The organism is uncultured Roseobacter sp. (assembly GCF_947496515.1).
In the GTDB taxonomy this organism is placed as follows: domain Bacteria; phylum Pseudomonadota; class Alphaproteobacteria; order Rhodobacterales; family Rhodobacteraceae; genus Roseobacter.
Window position 1 is genome coordinate 46555 of record NZ_CANMDB010000011.1, and the last position, 20642, is coordinate 67196.

The window sequence follows — 20642 nt, forward strand, 5'->3', positions numbered from 1 at the left end:
AAGAGCACGATGGTCTGCGCTGTTGACTCAGGGAGGATACACCAACTCTCATAATAATTGGGTGAAACACGATGCGGGGGTAAGAGTGGATATCCAAGGCGCTTCGACGGCAGGCCACTGCAGCAGTGCTGTAGGCATTTCGCAGTGAGCACCGCCGCGGTCCATGCTGATCTGATCCTTCAGGGTGGCAAGGTGTGGCGTGGGCTCGGGCTGGGCTGCGCAGAGGCCATTGCGTTCTGGGGCGGCAAGGTGCTGGCGACCGGAACCGATATTGAGATTGCCGGGCTGATCGGGCCTGATACCCGGGTCGAGGTTCTGGACGGTCGCTTGGTCGTGCCGGGGCTGAACGACGCGCATATGCATCTGATCCCTTACGGCACGGCCATGGCCGAGGTCGATCTGAGACCAGCGGCGGCGCCGACGCTGGATGCCCTGCTGGCGGCTGTGCGGGAGCGGGCAGCGCACCTTGGCCCCGGAGACTGGGTGATCGGGCGCGGGTATGATCACTTCAAGCTGGACTTGGGGCGCCATCCCTACCGAGAAGAGTTGGATACTGCGGCCCCGGAAAACCCTGTCTACATCGTGCGGACGGATGGGCATCTGGCGGTCGCCAATTCGCGCGCGCTGACACTTGCAGGCATTGACGAAGAGACGCCGTCGCCGCCCGGCGGGCTGATCGAACGGCAAAACGGCAAGCTGACCGGTCTGGTGGCCGAGACGGGGCGCGAGCCCCTGATGCAGGTCTTGCCTGCGGCATCGGTCGAGGATCTGGTCGGCAGTATCGAGCGCGGTGGTGCGGATCTTTTGTCCCGCGGTATCACATCGTGCATGGAGGCGGCGGTGGGCATCCGCGACGGCTGGACCGAGATGCTGGCCTACCAGATGGCGCACCGCACGGGGCGCCTGCCCCTGCGGGTCTATGCGACGCTCATGGGCGACAAGACCCGGTCCATCCTGCCGAACTGCATAGAGGCGGGGATGATCTCGGGCGGCGGGGACGACATGTTTCGGATCGGCCCGGTGAAGATCTTTACCGATGGCTCGGCCGGGGGGCGGACAGCGGCCATGACCCGGCCCTATCTGGGCGGCGATACGGAGGATCTGGGCCTGCTCTGCCTTGAGGACGCCGAGGTCCGCGAGATGGTGCTGGACGGGCACCGGCGCGGGTTCCGCTTTGCCATTCACGCCATCGGGGATGCGGCCATTGATCAGGTACTGGATGCGCTCGAGGCGGCACTGATCGACACGCCAGACCCGGGACGACGCCACCGGATCGAGCATTGCGGCTGGCTGCGCCCGGATCAGATGGCGCGGATGGCGTCGGCGCATATCCTGCCCGCGCCGCAGCCCGCGTTTCTCTATTATTTCGGCGATCTCTACCTGACGCTGCTGGAGGCCGAGCGGGTCGCGGCGAGCCACCCCATGCGGGACTGGATCGAGGCGGGGCTGCACCCGAGCGCCAGCACCGATTGTCCGGTGGTGGAGATCGACCCGCTGGCGAACCTCTACACGATGGTGACGCGCAAGACCGAACGGGGCACGGAGATTGGCGCGGATCAGGCGCTGAGCATCGAAGAAGCGCTCGATGCCTATACCCGTGCCTCGGCCTACGCTGCGCATGAAGAAGACATCAAGGGGTGTCTGGTTGCGGGGCAGCTGGGCGATGCGGCGGTTTTCGACACGGATTTTCTGACCTGTGCGCCCGAAGACATCCTGTCGGCGCGCTGTGATCTGACGGTGCTGGGTGGTCGCGTGGTGTTCGAGGCGACGGGGGCGGCCGGATGATAGACCAGATCCTGAGACGGCTGCTGATTTCCATTCCGGTGCTGTTCGGCGTGCTCTTTCTGGGCTTCGGGTTGCTGGTGCTGGTGCCGGGCGATCCGGCCATCGTGATGGCGGGACCTACGGCCACGCCAGAGATTGTAGCCGCGATCCGGACGGAGATGGGGCTGGATGATCCGGTGCTGGTACAGTTCGGCACCTACCTCGGTCGGGTGCTGCAGGGGGATCTGGGCCGCTCGCTGATTTCCAACAAGACGGTGATTTCGGAGCTGGGGGCCGCCATTGGACCTACGGCGGAGCTGATGTTCGCGTGCCTCATCTGGTCGGTGCCGCTGGGGATCGGGCTGGGCACGCTGGCCGCCGTCAGCCGCGGCTCGATCATTGACCGGGCGATCATGGCCATCTCCGTGGCGGGTGTGTCGCTGCCGATCTTCTTTATCTGTCTGATGATGATCCAGTATCTGGGCGTGCAATGGCGGCTTTTGCCCTTCATCGGTCGGGGCGGGCCGCTCTGGACGCTGGAGGGGATCCGCCACATCGCGCTGCCCGCCTTGTCACTGGGGGCAATCTTTATCGGACCGGTGGCGCGGATGACACGGTCTTCGGTGCTGGAGGTGCTGAAGCTCGATCATGTGCGCACGGCGCGCGCCAAGGGTCTGTCGGAGACGCGGGTGATCCTGCGCCACGGGCTGCGCAACGCGCTCATTCCAGTAGTGACGCTGATCGGGCTGCAGGTGGGCTATCTGCTGGGCGGGGCCGTGGTCACGGAAAGCATCTTCTCCTTTCCGGGCATCGGGCGGTTGGCGGTGGGAGCGATCCTGTCGTCGGATTTTCCCTTGGCGCAGGGGACCATTCTGGTGCTGGCGCTTGGGTTTATCCTGATCAACATGATCGTGGACATTCTTTACTCGCTCCTCGATCCGCGGGTGCAGACATGACTGCCGGGGCCCTGCTTGCGACTGCGCCTGCGGCGACACCCGCCCGCCCGGCCATCTTTGCCGCGGAGACGTCATGAGCATTGCGGATCCCGAAGTGCTGGATGCGCCGGCGCCGGTTTTGCCTTGGTGGCAACGGTTGCTGCGGGATCCTGCGGCGCTGGCGGCGGCATTGGTATTGCTGGTTGTGGGGATCTGCGCGGTGGCGGCGCCCGTGATTGCGCCCCACGATCCTTTTGCCAGCTCGCGTGCCATCATGCAGCCACCGGTCTGGGCGGAGCGGGGCGACTGGCTCTATCCGCTGGGCACGGACGGGCAGGGGCGCGACATGCTCTCGCGGCTTTTCTACGGCACGCGGCTGACGCTGATCATCGGGCTTGTCTCAGTTGGGGTGGGCGGCGCGTTCGGGTCACTGATGGGATTGCTCGCAGCTTTTCAGCCAAGGCTGGACCCATGGGTCATGCGCTTTGTGGATGTGATGCTGTCTTTCCCGGCGATCCTGCTGGGGCTGGCGCTGGTCGCTGTCATGGGACCGGGGGCCGTCCCGGTCGTGGTGGCGCTGGCCGTGGCGACGGTGCCGGACTGCGCGCGGATCGCACGATCCATCGCGGTGTCGGTGATGAAGCAGGACTACATGGAGGCGGGCAGGGCGCTCGGGGTGTCCAGCATGACCCTTTTCACGCGGTACCTGCTGGCCAACTGCATCTCGTCGATCATGATCTTCATCTCACTGCGGTTCGGGCAGATCATCCTCATCGGGGCGGCGCTGTCCTTTCTGGGGTTAGGCGCCCGCCCGCCAACGGCCGAGCTGGGGATGATGGCCGCACAGGGCCGCGACTTCCTGCTCTTTGCGCCGCATATCGCCATTATCCCGTCGGTGCTGATCTTCGTGATCGTGCTGGCGGCCAACGTGCTGGGGGACGCGCTGCGCGATGTGCTCGACCCACGGTTACGCTCTTGAAACGGGAACAGGGAAAGGAACTGCCATGAAACGACTATTGATGAGTTCGGCGTTGCTGCTGGTCGGAGGGATCGCACAGGCCGCGGAGATCACGATCCTGCGCGAAGTGGACAGCAACAATTACGATCCGCACAAGACCACCTCGCGGGCTGCCTCCGAGGTCCTGTTCATGATGGGCGACACGCTAGTGAGCCTCGCGCCTGACATGCAGACCATCGACACGGGCGTTGCAGAAAGCTGGAGCGTGTCAGAGGATGGCACGACCTATACGTTCAATCTGCGCCAGGATGTGCAGTTCTGCGACGGCAAGCCGATGACGGCGGCGGATGTGGTCTATTCGATCAACCGCTGGGTGGACCCCGAGACGAAATCGCCCGTGGCGTGGCGCGCAGGCGAGGTAGATAGCGTGACCGCACTCGATGACTACACGGTCGAGTACAAGCTCACGGCGCCTTTCTCGGAGTTGCTCTATCAGCTCACCCAGAGCTTCGGCACAATCATCGATCAGGCCAACGTGGAAGCCCTCGGCGATGATTTCGGAGTGACGGGGTTCAATGGCACGGGCCCCTTCTGCTGGGAAAGCTGGGCGCCGCGGGACCAGATGGTGATCACCAGACACGACGAATACGCCTGGGGTGCGGGCTTTCATGCCAATACCGGACCTGCGTCCATGGACCGGATTACCTGGCAGATCGTACCCGAGGAGAACACCCGCACCGTTGGTGTCATCACCGGTCAGACGCAGGTGACCCAATATGTGCCCTACATCGCGCTGGAGCAGCTCAAGGCCTCGCCCGGGGTTGAGGTGGTGCAGTCGGATCTGGCCTTCTGGACCTATTATATGGGCTTCAAGATCGACAAGGAGACAGTGTCTGACCCCGCTGTGCGTCGGGCCATCAATCTGGCGGTCGATCAGGCGGCGATGTCCGAGGATCTCTTCTTTGGCGTGGTGCAGCCTGCCTATTCCTACGTGAGCCAGGAGGCGCTCGACTGGAATGCGGGCCTCGATGACAAGCTGCTGAAGTTCGATCCGGCGCAGGCCAATGCCATCCTGGATGAGGCAGGCTGGGAAATGGGGGACGATGGTGTGCGGGGCAAGGACGGTGTGCGGCTGGCACCGACAGCCTATGTCTTTGCGGGCTCAACCTGGGGCAAGATCTCCGAAGCGGTGCAGGCCTACCTGCGCGAGATCGGCGTGGACATGCAGATCCAGGCGTTTGACGCGACGGTGGCCTGGGGCAAGCTCGCCACGCAGGAATTCGATATGTATGGGATGTCGTTTCCCTACGTCTCGTCGGGCGATGCGCTGAACCTCTATTTCCGGTCACAGAACGCGCCCAGCCCGAACCGGATGAACTGGATCGACGACAAGACCGATGCACTGCTGCTGGCCGGGGCCACGTCGGTCACCGACGAGGGGCGCGCGGAAGCCTACGGCGAAGTGCTGGAGATGGTGCATGATGCCGCCGTGTGGCTGCCGCTCTACCACGAGCCGATGGTGATCGCCCAGTCCACCGATCTGGAGACCGTGGTGCCGCATAATATCTACGGTGCCGGGCTCTATAAGGGCTTGGATCTCAAGTACAAAGAGTAAGCCACCGACCAAGACCGGGGGCTCGATAAGCTGGCCCCCGGACCTGACCTGAAAGGACCGTTATGGCTGTCACCGTTATCCGAAATGTCGCCTGGATCGTGGCCTATGACCCGCAGACCGGCAGCCACCGGTATCTGCGCGACGGGGATGTGGCGTTTGAGGGCGACAGCATCTTGCAGGTGGGTGGCACCTATGAGGGACCGGTGGAGACCGAGATTGACGGGCGCAATCGTCTGGTGTCGCCGGGGCTGGTGAATATCCACTCCCACCCGTCCAGCGAGGCGATGAACAAGGGAATGCTCGACGAGTTGGGCAGCCCGCGACTGGGGATGTCCTCGCTCTATGAATTCATGCCGCTGTTCCGCCCCGATGATGAGGGGCGGAGGGCTTGCGTCGAGGTGACCTATTCGGAGCTGCTGCTGTCCGGCGTCACCACGCTGGTGGATCTGTCGGTGGCCTGGGACGGCTGGGTGGAGACCTTTGCGGCCTCTGGGCTGCGCGGTGTGGTCTCGCCCATGTACCGCTCGGCGCGGTGGTACACCGACAACGGCCATGTGGTGAATTATGACTGGGAAGGTGACGGCGGGCGCGCCGCGATGGAGGAGGCGGTGGGCGTGATCGACGCCGCCATCGCCCATCCGTCGGGGCGGCTGTCCGGCATGGTGTCGCCCAGTCAGATCGACACCTGCACGCCGGAGCTGATCGCTGACAGCTTTGCGCTGGCGCAGGAGCGTGGGTTGCCCTTCCAGATCCATGCCGCGCAGTCGGTGGTGGAATTTCACGAGATCACGCGCCGCCATGGGGTGACCCCGTTGGAGTGGCTGGACAGCCTGGACGTCCTGAAGCCGGGCGCGATCATCGGGCACGGGATCTTTCTCAACGATTATGGCCATGTCTTCTGGCCCCAGGCGGCGGATTTCGAGCTGCTGCAAGGCTCGGGCGCTGCGGTGGCCCACTGTCCGACCGTTTTTCAGCGTCGCGGCATCACGATGAACACCGTGGGGCGCTATATCCGCGGCGGGATCCCGGTGGGCATCGGAACGGACACCTACCCTCACAACATGCTCGAAGAGCTGCGCAACGCGCTCTACCTCAGCCGTGTGACGGCGAAGGATCCCTACGATCTGCGAACCTCCGACATTTTTGATGCGGCGACCCTGGGTGGCGCGCGGATCCTCGGGCGGGATGACATCGGGCGGCTGACCCCGGGGGCCAAGGCGGATCTGTTTCTTGCCGATATCACCGATCCGGCGATGATGCCACTCCGCGATCCGCTGCGCTCCTTGATCTATGTGGCGGCTGAACGGGCGGTGCGGGATGTCTTTGTGGACGGGCGTGCAGTGGTCACCGATGGCAAGGTCGCGGCCTTTGATCTGCCCGACGCGCTGGCCCGGTTGGAAGCGGCGCAGCGGCGCGCTGAGGTAGCTTTCCAGGCGCTCGACTTCGCCGAAAGGCGCCACGATGAAGCCTCTCCCTACGTATATAGCGCGCCATGAACGACGCGGCCCCCTTGCTGGAGGTACGGCATCTGCAGGTGGATTTCCACGTGGGCGGCACGGTGCAGCGCGCGGTGCAGGGGGTGTCGTTTTCCGTCGCGCGGGGCCGGACGCTGGGCGTCGTGGGCGAATCCGGGTGCGGGAAATCAGTGACGTCGCTGTCGATCATGCGGCTGGTGCCGCAACCACCAGGACAGTACGCGGGCGGTCAGATCCTCTTTGACGGTGACGACTTGCTGAGCCTGCCGGAGCGCAGGATGCGCGATTTGCGCGGCGGGCGCATCGGCATGATCTTTCAGGAACCGATGACCTCGCTCAACCCCGTTTACACCTGCGGCGCACAGATCGTGGAAAGCCTGTCCGTGCATTCGGGTCTCAAGGGCAAGGCCGCGCGGGAGCGCGCGATTGAACTGCTGGATCTCGTGGGGCTGCCCTCGCCCGCCTCCCGCGTCGATGACTACCCGCACCAGCTCTCCGGTGGTCAGCGACAGCGGGTGATGATCGCACTGGCCTTGTGCAATGATCCCGATCTGCTGATCGCGGATGAGCCAACCACCGCGCTCGATGTGACGATCCAGGCACAGATCCTCGATCTGATGGGGAACCTGCGCGAACGCACGGGGGCTGCTGTGATGCTCGTCACTCATGATCTTGGGGTGGTCGCGCAGACCTGCGACGACGTGGTGGTGATGTATGCGGGCCGCGTGGTGGAACAGGCGCCGACAGCGGCGCTTTTTGCCGATCCGCAGCATCCCTATACGGTCGGGCTGATGGCTGCTGTCCCGCGCATCGACGCCGCCGCCGGGCGGCTGGCGACCATTCCGGGGTCGGTCCCGCCGCCGTGGATCGAGGCCAAGGGCTGCCGCTTTGCCTCGCGCTGCCCGCTGGCGGACACGCGGTGCCGGGCGGAGAGCCCACCGCTGCGCGATCTCTCCGCCGGGCACCACGTCGCCTGCTGGAAAGCGCCGATCGAGGCCGCCGCATGAGCCAGATGCTCGAAGTCCGCAACCTGACCAAGCATTTTCCCGTGCGCCGTGGCGTGCTGCGCCGGGTCATCGGCAAGGTGCAGGCCGTCAACGACGTCAGCTTTGACGTCGCCAAGGGGGAGACGCTTGCCATCGTCGGCGAATCCGGGTGCGGCAAATCTACCATTGGGCGGGCGCTGTTGCGGCTGACCCCGCCCACCGCCGGCAGCGTGCGGCTGAACGGAGAGTATGTGCTGACCCTTCCCACAGCAGAGATGCGCAAGATCCGGCGGCAGATGCAGATCATCTTTCAGGACCCCTATGCCTCGCTCAATCCGCGGATGACCGTGGCCGATACGCTGGCCGAGCCGTTGCTGCTGCACGGGCTGGCTACGCCTGCTGATGTACAGGACAAGCTGGCAGCGCTGCTGGAGACCTGCGGTCTGCAACCCTGGCACGCCGGGCGCTATCCGCATGAGTTCTCGGGCGGTCAGCGGCAGCGCGTGGGCATCGCGCGCGCGCTGGCGACCCGGCCCCAGCTGATCGTCTGTGACGAGCCGGTCTCGGCGCTCGATGTCTCCGTGCAGGCGCAGATCGTCAATCTGTTGTGCGATCTGCAGCAGGAATTCGGGATCGGCTATGTCTTTATCAGCCATGATTTGGCAGTGGTGCGGCACATGGCGCGGCGGGTGGCGGTCGTCTATCTGGGTCGCATTGTGGAGGAAGCGCCGGTCGCGACACTCTTTGCCACGCCACGGCATCCCTACACGCGGTCCCTGATCGCCGCGGCACCGCGGCCCGATCCGCGGCAGAAAACCGCGCGCGCGCCTGTGCAGGGGGATCTGCCGTCGGCGCTGGCGCCGCCGCCCGGCTGCGCGTTTCACCCGCGATGTCCCATGGCAGAGGCGCGGTGCCGGACCGAACGCCCGGAGTTGCGCCTTTTGGGTGACACCAAAGTGGCCTGTCATTTTGCGGATGAAACCCCGGTGGCGTCGACGCAAAGTGACAGTGCGGCCTCAGACCTGTTGCAGCAAAGGCTGGCGGTGTTGGAGGCCGCGCGCGCAACGAAATGCCACGAGAAGGAACCTGCATGAGCCAAGATCTGAGCCCGCCCAAAGAGATGAACGGGGCCGAATCCGTCGTCCGCAGCCTGCATGGCGCCGGCGTGGAGGTCTGTTTTGCAAACCCCGGCACATCAGAGATGCAGTTTGTCGATGCGCTTGACCGCACGGGGCTGATGCGCTGCGTGCTGGGGCTGTTCGAGGGGGTTGTGACGGGGGCGGCGGATGGCTACGCGCGGATGGCGGGCAAACCGGCGGTGACTCTGCTGCATCTGGCGCCGGGCCTGGCCAATGGCGGGGCCAACATGCACAACGCCCGGAAGGGGCGCTCGCCAATGGTCAACCTTGTGGGCGATCACGCGGTCCGGCACCGCGGCTATGACGCACCGCTGACCGCGGATGTGGAAGGTGCGGCGCGCCCCTTCTCCGACTGGGTGCGGACGGCCAGCAGTGCCGAAGGCTTTGCAGCGGATGCCATGGATGCCCTCGCTGCCGCGCAATCCTACCCCAACAAGGTGGCTACGCTGATCGCGCCAGCGGATCTCGGCTGGGACCCGGGCGGCGTGGTCGCGCCGCCGCCCATGGCCGCGACGCCGGTACCGCCTGTGCCCGAAGATGTACGTAAAGCAGCCGAGATGCTCGGGCCGGAGACGGTACTGCTGGTGAGCGGCAGTGTCCTGGCCGATCCGCAGGCGGTGGCCAGGCTGCACGGGATTGCCGCACAAACGGGCGCCCGGGTGCTCGCGCCCACGTCCAACCGCCGGTTTGACCGGGGTGCCGGGCGCGCGGGCATCGCCAAGGTGCCTTATCCGATTAACCTGGCACTTGAGACGCTGGCGCCTTTCACCCGCGCCGTGCTGATCGAGACGGTGCCGCCTGTGGCTTTCTTTGCGTATCCCGGACGCCCCAGCCTCTTGCTGCCCGAAGGCTGCGAGGTGCTCAACCTTGCGGGCACCGATGGCGATGGACCCGCCGCAGTGGCTGCACTGGCCACCGAGCTTGGGGCTACCCCTCACGTGCCCGAAGCGACCCTGCCGCCTGTGCCACAGCCCGGCCCGATCCGGCACGAGACCATCGCGGCGGCCATCGCCCATGCGCTGCCGGAGACTGCAATCGTGGTCGATGAAAGCATCACCGGCGGGCGCGACGTGTGGGGGGCCACGCAAGGCGCGGCGCCGCATAGCTGGATCTCGCTCACCGGCGGCGCCATCGGGGACGGCATTCCGCTGGCGCTCGGCGCTGCGGTGGCCTGCCCCGAGAGGCCGGTGCTGACCCTGCAGGCAGACGGCTCCGCCATGTACACCATTCAGGGGCTGTGGAGCCAGGCGCGTGAAGGGGCCAATGTCACCACGCTGATCTTTGCCAACCGCACCTACGAGATCCTTAAGACGGAGCTCTTCGCCGTGGGGGCCAACCCCGGGCGCTCCGCGCTCGATATGCTGGATCTCGACCGACCCAATATCGACTTTACCGCGCTGGCCAAGGGCATGGGCGTGCCTGCGGTGCGCGTGGAATGCGTGGCCGAATTGCAGCGCGCGCTGAGTGCGGCCATGGCCGAACCCGGACCCATGCTGATCGAGGCACTGATGTAGCTGCGCCAACCCGGAATTTAAAACCAAGAAACCAACCAACACGGAGAGACTGATGAGAAAGACACCCCTACTGACCGCCGCCCTGTTCTGCACCGCCACCGCCGCTTTTGCGCAGGACAAGACCTATACCGTCGCGCTTGACGGAACCTTTGCGCCCCATGCCATGCCCTCCCTGTCGGGCGGTGTCGAAGGGTTCAACGTGGATCTGGCCAATGAAATTGGCGAGCGGCTGGGGGCCAAGATGGACATCGTCGCGACCCAGTGGTCCGGCATCCTGCCGGGGCTCGCGGCGGGGACCTATGATTTCGTTGTAGCACCCACGACCATCACCGAAGAACGGGCCGAAAACATCCTCTTTTCCGAAGGCTACCTGAACACCGATTTCGGGTTTGTGGTGAAGGAAGGCAGCGAGGAGATCACGGAGCTTGCCCAGCTCGATGGCAAGGTGATCGCAGTCAACAAGGGCTCCGTCTATGACAGCTGGGCCACGGATCTGGCAGAAGAGATCGGCTGGACGGTGGAGAGCTACGGCACCAATGCCGATGCCGTACAGGCCGTCATCTCGGGCCGTGCCCATGCCAATGTGGCAGGCAGCACGGCGTCGGCCTGGGCCGCGAAACAAAGCCCGCAACTGGCGTTGAGCTATGTCCATTCGACGGGTCTGGTCTGGGGCATGCCTTTCCGCACCGGTGACGAAGAGTTGCGCGCATCGGTCGAGAGCATCATCGAATGCATGAAGATCGACGGCACCATGGCCGAACTCAGCGTCAAATGGTTCGGGGTGGAACCCGCGCCCGGCTCCGCCGCGGTCACGCCGCTGCCGGGCTTTGGTGAGCCGGGGTTCAAAGGTCACGTGGAGGGTGGGCACACACCGAGCTGCGGCTAAGATGAACGCCCCTTCTTCTCTGACGGTGCCTAGCCTGCGCATCGCGGGGCTCGACAAGTCCTTTGGCACGGATCCGGTGCTGACGGGCATCGATCTCAGCGTGGCACGCAGCGAGATGGTCTTTGTGCTGGGGCCTTCGGGCTCCGGCAAATCCACCATGCTGCGCTGCTGCAACCGGCTGGAGGAGCCTGACAGCGGGTCGGTCTTTGTGGAGGGTGATCCGGTGACCGGGCCGGGGGTGGATCTCAACCGGATGCGTCAGCGGATCGGAATGGTGTTCCAGTCCTTCAACCTCTACCCGCATCTGACCGCTTTGGGGAATGTGACCCTGGCCCTGCGGCGGGTGCAGAAGATGCCGCGGGCGCAGGCCGATGACGTGGGGCTGGAGGCGCTGGCGCTGGTCGGGCTGACCGACCGCGCACGGCACTATCCGGCGCAGCTGTCGGGCGGGCAACAGCAGCGGGTTGCCATCGCGCGCGCGCTGGCGCTGAAGCCCGCGGTGATGCTGTTTGATGAGCCCACATCGGCGCTGGACCCTGAGCTGGTCGGCGATGTGCTGGCGGTGATGCGCGACATGAAAGCGCGCGGCATGACCATGCTGGTGGTCAGCCATGAGATGGGCTTTGCCCGGGATGCCGCCGACCGCGTGGTGTTCATGGACGGCGGCCGGATCGTAGAGCAGGGCCTGCCAGAGCAGATCTTTGGCAACCCGCAACAGGAGCGCACGCGCGCCTTTCTCGCCCGGGTGCAGGGCTGAGCGGCGATGGAGCGGTTCGTCGATACCTTCTTCAACGGTGCGGTGCTGATCCGTTACGCGCCCGCGATCCTCGAAGGGGCTGCGGTGACCGTGCTGCTTTCAGTGCTGATCGTGCTGAGCGGTGTTTTGCTGGGCGGGGTGCTGGCCTGCTTGCGTGCCTACCGGATCCGCGCGCTGTCGTTCATCATCGTGATCTACGCGGATGTGTGGCGGGCGCTGCCACCCTTGGTGCTGATCCTGCTGGGGTTCTTCGGGTTGCCCAACGTCGGCATGGTGCTGTCCTCTTTCATGGTGCTCTATCTGGTGCTGACGCTGGTGCTGGCAGCCTTTGCGGAGGAGATCATCTGGGCCGGCATCACAGCCACGCCCAGGGGCCAGTGGGAGGCCGCGCGCTCCACAGGGCTGTCGTTTACCGCCGCACTCGGCCATGTGGTGCTGCCGCAGGCGGTGCGCATGGTCATCCCGCCCCTGACCAACCGCGCCATTGCGATCACCAAGATGACAGCACTTGGCATGGTCATCGGCGTGCCCGACATCCTCGGGCAAGCCACGACAGCGCAGAGCTTTTCGGCCAATGCCTCGCCGCTGACGCTGGCCGCCATCACTTATGTCATTCTTTTTCTGCCGCTTGTCATCGCCTCGCGCTGGCTGGAAGCGCGGTTCACGCCGCCGGGGGTCTGAGGCATGGAGGCGATGGTCGATCAGTTCTTCAACGTCGGGATCATGATCAAGGCATGGCCGCTGGTGATCAAGGGCCTCGGCATGACCCTGCTGATCTGTGTGGTCGTCATTCCGCTGGGCGCCATCGGTAGTCTGCTGGCAGCGCTCGGCGCGCTGTCGCCCAACCGGGCGCTGCGGTGGGCGTCGCTGGCCTTCATCGATCTGTTCCGCGCCTTGCCGCCGCTGGTGCTGCTGATCTTCATCTACGCGGGTCTGCCGTTTGCGGGGATGAGCCTCACGCCTTTTGTCGCCGTGATCATCGGGTTTTTCCTCAACAATACCGCCTATTTCGCCGAGATTTTTCGCGCGGGCCTTCTGTCGGTCCCGAAAGGTCAGCGGGAGGCTGCACGCTCCACCGGGCTGACACCTGCGCAAACGCTGATCTGGGTGACGCTGCCGCAGGCCACGCGCAATGTGCTTCCGGACCTGCTGTCCAATGTGGTGGAGGTGGTCAAGCTGACCTCGCTCGCCTCGGTGGTCAGCCTGGGCGAAATGCTGCACGCGGCGGGGCTGGTGCGGTCGATTACCTACAACGCGTCGCCGCTGGTGCTGGCGGCAGGGCTTTATCTCGCGCTGCTCTGGCCGCTGATCCGTTTGATCAGCCGGTTTGAGCGGCGCCTGGCACATTGAACGAGGAGGAGGTTGGTATGCGGGAAATCGTCATCGGGGGGGCTCAGCTGGGGCCCATTCAGAAGGCCGACAGCCGGGAGGAGGTGGTCGCGCGGATGATCAAGCTGCTGGACCGGGCGGCGGGCGCGGGCTGCGATCTGGTGGTCTTTCCGGAGCTGGCGCTGACCACCTTCTTTCCCCGCTGGTGGATGGAGGACCAGACCGAGATCGACAGCTGGTTCGAGAGCGAAATGCCCGGCCCCGCCACGCGGCCGCTCTTTGACCGGGCGCGGGAGCATGGGATCGCTATCACCTTTGGCTACGCGGAAAAGACACCCCAAGGGCGCTATTTCAACACCTCCATCCTCACCGACCGGGCCGGGCAGATCGTGGGCACCTACCGCAAGGTGCACTTGCCCGGACATTCGGACTACGACACCGAGCGCGCCTTTCAGCATCTGGAGAAACGCTATTTCGAACCCGGTGATCTGGGCTTTCCGGTCTGGCGCAATTTGGATGCCTGGATGGGGATGTGTATCTGCAATGACCGCCGCTGGCCCGAGGTCTACCGGGAGATGGGACTACAGGGGGTGGAGCTGATCACGCTGGGCTACAACACGCCGTCCGTGAACAGTCAGGACAGCGCCGAAGGGCTGGCGCAGCGGCTCTACCATTCGGAGCTTTCAATGACCGCCGGTGCCTATCAGAACGCCGCCTGGGTTGTGGGCGTGGCCAAGGCAGGGAATGAGGATGGTCACCCGCTGATGGGAGGCAGTATCATCTGTGATCCCAACGGTTATGTGGTGGCGCGGGCCGAGAGTGAGGGCGACGAGCTGATCGTGCACGCCTGCGATATGGACCTGTGCCACTTCGGCAAGACGACGATCTTTGATTTTGCCCGCCACCGCCGGGTGGAGCACTACGGGCGCATCACGGCGCAGACGGGCGTGGTGTTGCCGGAATGATGGACGCATTTGATTTTGACGCACTGACACCGGCGCAGCGTTACAAGCTGTTGACGGCGGTCGTGCTGCCACGACCTGTCGCCTGGGTCACGACGCAGAACGCCCAAGGCATCGTCAACGCCGCCCCCTATTCGTTCTTCAACGTGTTCGGGCAGGATCCGGCGCTGGTGATCCTCGGGCTGGAGCACCGTGTGGACGGCACGCCCAAGGACACCACCCTGAACATCCGCGCCACCGGTGAATTCGTGGTCAATATCGCGACACCCGCGCTGAGCGAGGTTATGGTCGCGACAGCAGCATCCTACCCGGGCGATGTCTCCGAAGCGGCGGCTTTGGGGCTGTCCCTGGCGCCCTCGCGCCGTGTCGCGCCGCCGCGGCTGGCGGAGGTGCCGGTGGCCATCGAATGCAAGCTGCTCGACCGATTGACCTATTCGCCAGAGCGCGACATCGTCGTCGGCAGAGCCGTGGGGCTCGCGGCACAGACGGGGCTGATCGACGAAGAGACGTACCGCGTGGATTGGCAGGGCGACTATCCGGTTGCGCGGCTCTTTGCGGATAAATACGCCCGGCTCGAAGAGATCGCACCGCGCAGCATCCCGCAGCTGTCCGACATGAAGGAAAAGACATCGTGACCCAACTGATCAACCGGAATTCGGAAGGTGTGTTTATCATTGCCGCCACCCCCTTTGACGACGCAGGGGCGCTGGATCTGGCCAGCACGGACCGGATGGTGGATTTCTATCTCGACTGCGGCGTGACCGGCATGACCATCCTGGGGATCATGGGCGAAGCGCCCAAGATGGGCGGGGACGAGGCCATCCAGTTTGCCCGCCATGTGCTGGACCGGGTGGCAGGGCGCGTGCCCGTCATCGTGGGCGTCTCTGCCGCGGGGCTCGACAATATGGCGCGGCTGGCGGGCACGGTGATGGACGCAGGCGCCGGTGGTGTGATGGTGGCGCCGCAACCGGGCATGGTGACCGAGGCCAAGCTCGCAGCCTACGTCGGCCAAGTCTGCGCGGCGCTGCCCGATATTCCCATCTGCTTTCAGGATTACCCGCAGACCACCGGTGTTCAGGTCTCGGTCGAGACGATCCTGCGCCTTGCCACCGATCATCCCCAGATTGTCATGCTGAAACATGAGGATTGGCCGGGGCTGACCAAGCTCAGCCGTGTACGGGCGGAGACCGGGACAGATGCGGTCCCGCGCCTGTCGATCCTGACCGGCAATTCCGCGCTGTTCCTGCCGCAGGAGATGCAGCGCGGGGCGGATGGCGCCATGACCGGTTTTGCCTACCCGGAGATGCTCGTTCAGGTGGTCGCAAAGCACAAGGCGGGCGATGTGGACGGGGCGGAAGATCTCTTTGATGCCTACCTGCCGCTGGTGCGCTACGAGCAGCAGCTGGGCCTCGGCCTCGCCATCCGCAAGGAAACATTGCGCAGGCGCGGTGTGCTGGGCTCCGCCAAGGTGCGTGCACCGGGGCCTGCCATGACCGAGCTGGATCACGCAGAGCTGACCCGGCTGATCGCGCGGCTGGAAAAACGACTGAAGGAGCTGAGCTGATGCAAGGCGAGAGCATATTTGACACCGTGATCACCGGCGGAACGGTCGTGACCGCATCCGATACGTTCAACGCCGATATCGGTATCAGCGGCGGACAGATCACCGGGCTTGGCCTGGGATTGACCGGTCGCGACACCATCGACGCCACCGGCAAGCTTGTGCTGCCCGGCGGCATCGAGGCGCATTGCCACATCGCACAGGAATCCGCGACAGGGGGGATGACGTCGGACGATTATCGCAGCGGGTCGATCTCCGCGGCTTTCGGGGGGAACTCGTGTTTCGTGCCCTTCGCCGCACAGCATCGCGGGATGGGCGTGACGGAAACACTGGACCTTTATGACAGCCGCGCGGAGGGAAGCTCCGTCATTGACTACGGCTATCATCTGATCGTCGCCGACCCAACCGAGAAGGTGCTGACCGAGGAGTTGCCCGCGGCCTTCGCGCGGGGGGTGACCTCCTTCAAGGTCTTCATGACCTACGATTTGATGCGCGTGGATGATCGGCAGTTCCTCGACATTCTGACCGTGGCCAAAACCCACGGCGCGCTGACCATGGTGCACGCAGAAAACAACGGCATGATCTCCTGGATCTCCGACAGGCTGCTGGCCGCGGGCCACAGTGCGCCGCGCTACCATGCGCCCAGCCACCCGGCATTGGCCGAGGCGGAGGCGATCAACCGGGCGATTTCACTTGCGAAACTGGTGGATGCCGCCTTGCTGATCGTGCATGTTTCCACCCCCGAAGGCGCAGGGCTGGTCTCGGAGGCGCGCATGGCGGGGGCCAAGATCTTTGGCGAGACCTGCGCGCAATACCTGTTCCTGACCCGCGAGGATCTGGACCGTCCGGGGATGGAGGGTGCCAAGTTCATGTGCTCGCCCCCCTTGCGCGACGTGCCGACACAGGACGCGCTCTGGCGGCACCTGCAGGCCGGAACCTTCAGCGTCTTCTCCTCGGATCACGCGCCCTACCGCTTTGATGAGACGGGTAAATTGGCGAACGGGCCGGATGCCACATTCAAACAGATTGCCAATGGCATGCCGGGCATCGGGCTGCGCCTGCCGCTGTTGTTTTCCGAAGGTGTCGGCAAGGGGCGCATCACACTGCAGCAGTTCGCCGCCCTGTCATCGAGCAACGCGGCGCGTCTCTATGGTCTGGACCAAAAGGGCAGCATCGCCATCGGCATGGATGCGGATATCGCCATCTGGGACCCGGAGGAAACCCGCACGGTGACCGCCGAGGACCAGCACGACAACATGGACTATACGCCCTTTGAGGGGTGGCAGGTCACCGGCTGGCCGGTCACCGTGCTCACGCGCGGGCAACGGGTGATTGACGGTGGCAAGCTTCAGGTCGAGCCGGGACACGGGCGCTACGTGGCGCGCTCGCGGATTGATCTGACAGGTTATCCCGGCCACCGCGCGCCGGAGCTGGACCCGGCGACAAACTTCGGCGCGGAGATCGCGCCATGAGCGGACCCGTCGTCGTGATCAATCCAAATTCCAATCAGGCGGTGACGGATGGCCTGGCCACGGCGCTGGCGCCTTTCGATCTGCCCGGCGGGCCGGGGATCGAGTGTGTGACCCTGGCCGACGGGCCCTTCGGGATCGAGAGCCAGTTGCAGTCGGATCAGGTTGTCTTGCCGCTGGTGGCGCAGATGCGCGCGCGCGGCGATGCGGGCGCCTTTGTCATCGCATGCTATTCGGATCCCGGGATCGACGCCTGCCGGTCAGAGATCGCGGTGCCCGTTTTCGGCATTCAGGAAAGCGGGCTTCTGACGGCGATGGCGCGCGCGGACAGAATTGGGATCATCGGGATCTCTGCCGCGTCGGAACGGCGGCACCGGCTCTACATGCGGCGGATGGGGGTGAGCGCGCGCATTGCAGGCGAGCGGGCGCTCGATATGTCCGTGGATGAGACCGCGCGCGGAGAGGATACGTTCGACCGCCTTGTGGACGTCGGCAGCGGGTTGATGGTCGATGGCGCCGAGGCTCTGGTGCTGGGTTGTGCTGGCATGGCAGTGCACCGCGCGCCGCTGGAGAGCCGCTTGGGCGTTCCGGTGATCGACCCCACGCAGGCTGCGGTGGCGATGGCGCTTGGGTCCATTCTGGCCGCGGGGCTGTGACCGGGGTATAGCTGAGGCATGAAGGTTGCCCGCCGCAATGATCTGTCCCTGCGTTTGCTGGAGGTGTTCGGGACGCTGATGCTGCATCACACGACGGTGCGCACGGCAGAAGAGCTTGGCATCTCGCAACCGTCTGTCTCAAGCGCCATCCAACAGCTGGAGCGGCAGCTGGGCTTTGCGCTTTTTGAACGCTCCAAAAAGCGGATGCTGCCGACGCCGGACGCGCTGAGCCTCTTTGAGGAAATCGAGCCGATGTTCGAACAGCTGCGCCGGGTGGAGAGCCGGGTGCGCGATTTGCGCGGTGGCTCGGTGGGCAAGCTGCGGCTGATGGCGACGCCACCGCTGGGCCATTCGGTGGTGCCGGGTGCCCTGCTGTCCTTTCTGGAGGACCGGGCCGATGTGACGGTGCAGTACGATGTCCGCCGGATGGAGAACGTGATCGAGGCCGTGGCGACGGGCACGGCTGACATCGGTCTTTGCCTCGGGCTGGACAGTCACCCGGGCGTGAGTGTGGAGAAGATGCGCACCGACAGGATGGTGGCGCTGATGCGCATGGATCATCCGCTGGCAAGCCTGAGCGTGGTCACCCCGGCGGATGTAGTAGAGAACGGGTTCATCGGGCTCGACCGGGCGTCGCGGCTTGGGTTCCTGATGCAGAGCGCCTTTGACAGCGCTGGCGTTGCCTATACGCCGCGGGTCGAGGTGCGCTATTGCCACACTGCGGCGGTGCTGGCGCAGTCAGGCAGTGATGTGGCCATCGTGGATAGGTATACGGCGAGCTTTCTGCCGAACATGGAACTGGCAGTGCGCGCTTTTGATCCGGCGATCACCGTATCGGCCTGCTTGCTGACGCGACCGGGAAGGCCATTATCCCGCCTCGCGGCCGACTTTCGGCAGTGCTTTATCCTCGTGATGACGCAGCAGCGGTAATGGTTCGCGTTATACTTTAAGTTAAGCTTTCAAGTATTTGATAAGTTTGTATTTATTCAAATATAGTGATCAACCCGCTACGCAGATCTTGATTAGTTGTTTTGACGCAGATCGCAGAACGACTGCCCCTTTGAAAGCCGACGATGGCCGACAGTTAGGCCCGGATCCCGTTGAAAGTCCGTAAACCGGGCGTACGGTGCCAGTGGTTTTGGACCCTTCGGTGCCCAAAACGGCGAGAACCTGTCCGCGACTGTTGACCCAAGGCCAACCTGCCGGTCCCAAGGCGGCAGAGCGCGACAGGTCTCTGACCCAAAACCGGTGCAGGGTCACCGGCCACTCATTACTTCCGAAGCTTCGGAGCCCTTCTGTAGGTGATTATTCCCTGCGATCCGATTAACTCGGGTGCAGATTAGGGTGACCGTTCGTGAGGTATCGCTGGCTAATCCCCTGACCGCCGCCGCTTAGCCTTTGCGCTCCACCAGAACGGAGCCGACCGAATAGCCCGCCCCGAATGAGCAGATGAGCCCTTTGTCTCCGGGTGCCAGATCATTGGAATACTTGGAAAAAGCGATGATGGATCCGGCAGAGGACGTATTGGCATAGTCCTGGAGGATGTTGGGTTGTTCGGCGGGTTCCGGCGTCCGCCCGAGCACCTTGCGACCGATAAAATCGTTCATAGTCTTGTTGGCCTGGTGCAGCCACAGCCGCTTGAGATCGTCGGCGCCGACCCCCTCATCCGCCATATGCGCGGCGATGTGTGCACTGACCATCGGCAGCACTTCCTTGAAGACCTTGCGGCCATTCTGCATGAACTGCATGTCGCGTCGGTCGGCCATTCCTGCGGGCCTGGTCCGCCTCAGAAAGCCGTTGTTGTTGCGGATATTATTGGAAAAGACCGTGGCGCAGCGGGTTGATTTCACTTGGAAATAGCTGCTGGCTGCGTCTTCTTCCCGCTCCAGCAGAACGGCTGTCGCGACGTCACCGAAAATGAAATGGCAATCGCGGTCGCGCCACTCCAGATGGGCCGAGCAAATCTCGGGGTTGATGACAAGCGCCTTGCGGACACTTCCGGACCGGATCATATCGCTGGCTGCCTGGATCCCGAAGGTCGCAGAGGAGCAGGCGACATTCATATCGAACGCGAAGCCATTGATCCCCAAGAGATCTTGCATCTCAACGGCGATAGCGGGATAGGCGCGCTCCATATTGGAGGCAGCGCAGATCACCAGATCAATCTCATCCACATTTCGTTGAGCATTTTCAAGTGCTTGCCGGGCGGCTTTCACACTGATCTCGGCCATAAGCGACGGCTCGTCATCTTTCCGTTGAGCAAAACGGGGGTGCATGACCTTTGGGTCTAGTATCCCTGTCTTATCAATCACATAGCGCTGTTCGATCCCGGAGGATTTGAGAATGAACTCTTCGGAGGAATACGCTTTCGCTTCCAGAGTACCTGAGGCGATTTCATCAGCGTTTTCAGCGTTGTAAAGATCGACATAGTTGTTGAAAGCCTTGACCAGCTCGGCATTCGTGATGGTCTCGGAGGGCGTGAAGACGCCGCTTCCTGTGATGGCTGGGGTGTGCATTGATGCTCTCCGGGCAATTGCCTGATTTGGCCGGTATCCACCTGTCAGGTCAAGCGCCGCGACGCAATGACTTCGGCGCTGTGACCCTGCGGTACAGCGTCGGTATCACGTCGGTACAGC

At 64.1% G+C, this 20642-nt stretch carries 19 protein-coding genes; 18 read left to right on the forward strand and 1 reads right to left on the reverse strand.

Annotated features, from left to right (window positions below; translation table 11 throughout):
- Positions 1-144: 144 nt before the first annotated feature.
- From Q1A53_RS17605 to Q1A53_RS17690, 18 genes are all read left to right on the forward strand, one after another.
- Complete coding sequence (locus Q1A53_RS17605) at positions 145-1785, forward strand: amidohydrolase (protein ID WP_299968959.1); 1641 nt, start codon at positions 145-147, stop codon at positions 1783-1785.
- Positions 1782-2720 (forward strand): ABC transporter permease, encoded by a 939-nt coding sequence (locus Q1A53_RS17610; RefSeq protein ID WP_299968960.1) that lies wholly within the window; start codon positions 1782-1784, stop codon positions 2718-2720. Before Q1A53_RS17605 ends, Q1A53_RS17610 begins: the two co-directional genes overlap by 4 nt.
- A 73-nt stretch (positions 2721-2793) precedes the next feature.
- A complete protein-coding gene (locus tag Q1A53_RS17615) occupies positions 2794-3678 on the forward strand; it encodes an ABC transporter permease (RefSeq protein ID WP_299968961.1) in 885 nt (294 codons plus the stop codon).
- Positions 3679-3703: 25 nt separating this feature from the next.
- Positions 3704-5272 (forward strand): ABC transporter substrate-binding protein, encoded by a 1569-nt coding sequence (locus Q1A53_RS17620; RefSeq protein WP_299968962.1) that lies wholly within the window; start codon positions 3704-3706, stop codon positions 5270-5272.
- A gap of 62 nt (positions 5273-5334) precedes the next feature.
- Complete coding sequence (locus tag Q1A53_RS17625) at positions 5335-6768, forward strand: amidohydrolase family protein (RefSeq protein WP_299968963.1); 1434 nt, start codon at positions 5335-5337, stop codon at positions 6766-6768.
- The gene (locus tag Q1A53_RS17630) at positions 6765-7754 is read left to right on the forward strand and encodes an ABC transporter ATP-binding protein (protein WP_299968964.1); all 990 of its coding nucleotides are present in this window, start codon (positions 6765-6767) and stop codon (positions 7752-7754) included. The genes Q1A53_RS17625 and Q1A53_RS17630 overlap by 4 nt, the downstream gene beginning before the upstream one ends.
- Positions 7751-8827 carry a dipeptide ABC transporter ATP-binding protein gene (locus Q1A53_RS17635; RefSeq protein WP_299968965.1) on the forward strand — a complete coding sequence of 359 codons (1077 nt, stop codon included), beginning with the start codon at positions 7751-7753 and terminating at the stop codon, positions 8825-8827. The genes Q1A53_RS17630 and Q1A53_RS17635 overlap by 4 nt, the downstream gene beginning before the upstream one ends.
- Positions 8824-10386 (forward strand): acetolactate synthase large subunit, encoded by a 1563-nt coding sequence (locus Q1A53_RS17640; RefSeq protein ID WP_299968966.1) that lies wholly within the window; start codon positions 8824-8826, stop codon positions 10384-10386. The genes Q1A53_RS17635 and Q1A53_RS17640 overlap by 4 nt, the downstream gene beginning before the upstream one ends.
- Before the next feature lie 52 nt (positions 10387-10438).
- Positions 10439-11272: a transporter substrate-binding domain-containing protein gene (locus tag Q1A53_RS17645; protein WP_299968967.1), complete on the forward strand. Its 834-nt coding sequence runs from the start codon at positions 10439-10441 to the stop codon at positions 11270-11272.
- A 1-nt stretch (position 11273) separates the two neighbouring features.
- Positions 11274-12029 (forward strand): amino acid ABC transporter ATP-binding protein, encoded by a 756-nt coding sequence (locus Q1A53_RS17650; RefSeq protein WP_299968968.1) that lies wholly within the window; start codon positions 11274-11276, stop codon positions 12027-12029.
- Positions 12030-12035: 6 nt separating this feature from the next.
- Complete coding sequence (locus tag Q1A53_RS17655) at positions 12036-12710, forward strand: amino acid ABC transporter permease (RefSeq protein WP_299968969.1); 675 nt, start codon at positions 12036-12038, stop codon at positions 12708-12710.
- A 3-nt stretch (positions 12711-12713) separates the two neighbouring features.
- Positions 12714-13379 carry an amino acid ABC transporter permease gene (locus Q1A53_RS17660; RefSeq protein WP_299968970.1) on the forward strand — a complete coding sequence of 222 codons (666 nt, stop codon included), beginning with the start codon at positions 12714-12716 and terminating at the stop codon, positions 13377-13379.
- A 17-nt stretch (positions 13380-13396) separates the two neighbouring features.
- Positions 13397-14323, forward strand: a complete 927-nt coding sequence (locus tag Q1A53_RS17665; RefSeq protein ID WP_299968971.1) for an N-carbamoyl-D-amino-acid hydrolase — start codon at positions 13397-13399, stop codon at positions 14321-14323.
- Positions 14320-14955 (forward strand): flavin reductase family protein, encoded by a 636-nt coding sequence (locus Q1A53_RS17670; protein ID WP_299968972.1) that lies wholly within the window; start codon positions 14320-14322, stop codon positions 14953-14955. Before Q1A53_RS17665 ends, Q1A53_RS17670 begins: the two co-directional genes overlap by 4 nt.
- Complete coding sequence (locus Q1A53_RS17675) at positions 14952-15884, forward strand: dihydrodipicolinate synthase family protein (RefSeq protein ID WP_299968973.1); 933 nt, start codon at positions 14952-14954, stop codon at positions 15882-15884. The genes Q1A53_RS17670 and Q1A53_RS17675 overlap by 4 nt, the downstream gene beginning before the upstream one ends.
- Positions 15884-17353 (forward strand): dihydropyrimidinase, encoded by a 1470-nt coding sequence (gene hydA / locus Q1A53_RS17680; RefSeq protein WP_299968974.1) that lies wholly within the window; start codon positions 15884-15886, stop codon positions 17351-17353. Before Q1A53_RS17675 ends, hydA begins: the two co-directional genes overlap by 1 nt.
- Positions 17350-18006: an aspartate/glutamate racemase family protein gene (locus Q1A53_RS17685; RefSeq protein WP_299968975.1), complete on the forward strand. Its 657-nt coding sequence runs from the start codon at positions 17350-17352 to the stop codon at positions 18004-18006. The genes hydA and Q1A53_RS17685 overlap by 4 nt, the downstream gene beginning before the upstream one ends.
- Before the next feature lie 18 nt (positions 18007-18024).
- Entirely contained in the window at positions 18025-18936 is a 912-nt protein-coding gene (locus Q1A53_RS17690; RefSeq protein WP_299968976.1) for a LysR substrate-binding domain-containing protein, read from the forward strand.
- Between the two features lie 461 nt (positions 18937-19397).
- Here the strand turns inward: Q1A53_RS17690 and Q1A53_RS17695 are convergent, their stop codons facing one another.
- Positions 19398-20522 carry a beta-ketoacyl-ACP synthase III gene (locus Q1A53_RS17695; protein WP_299968977.1) on the reverse strand — a complete coding sequence of 375 codons (1125 nt, stop codon included), beginning with the start codon at positions 20520-20522 and terminating at the stop codon, positions 19398-19400.
- Positions 20523-20642: the final 120 nt, after the last annotated feature.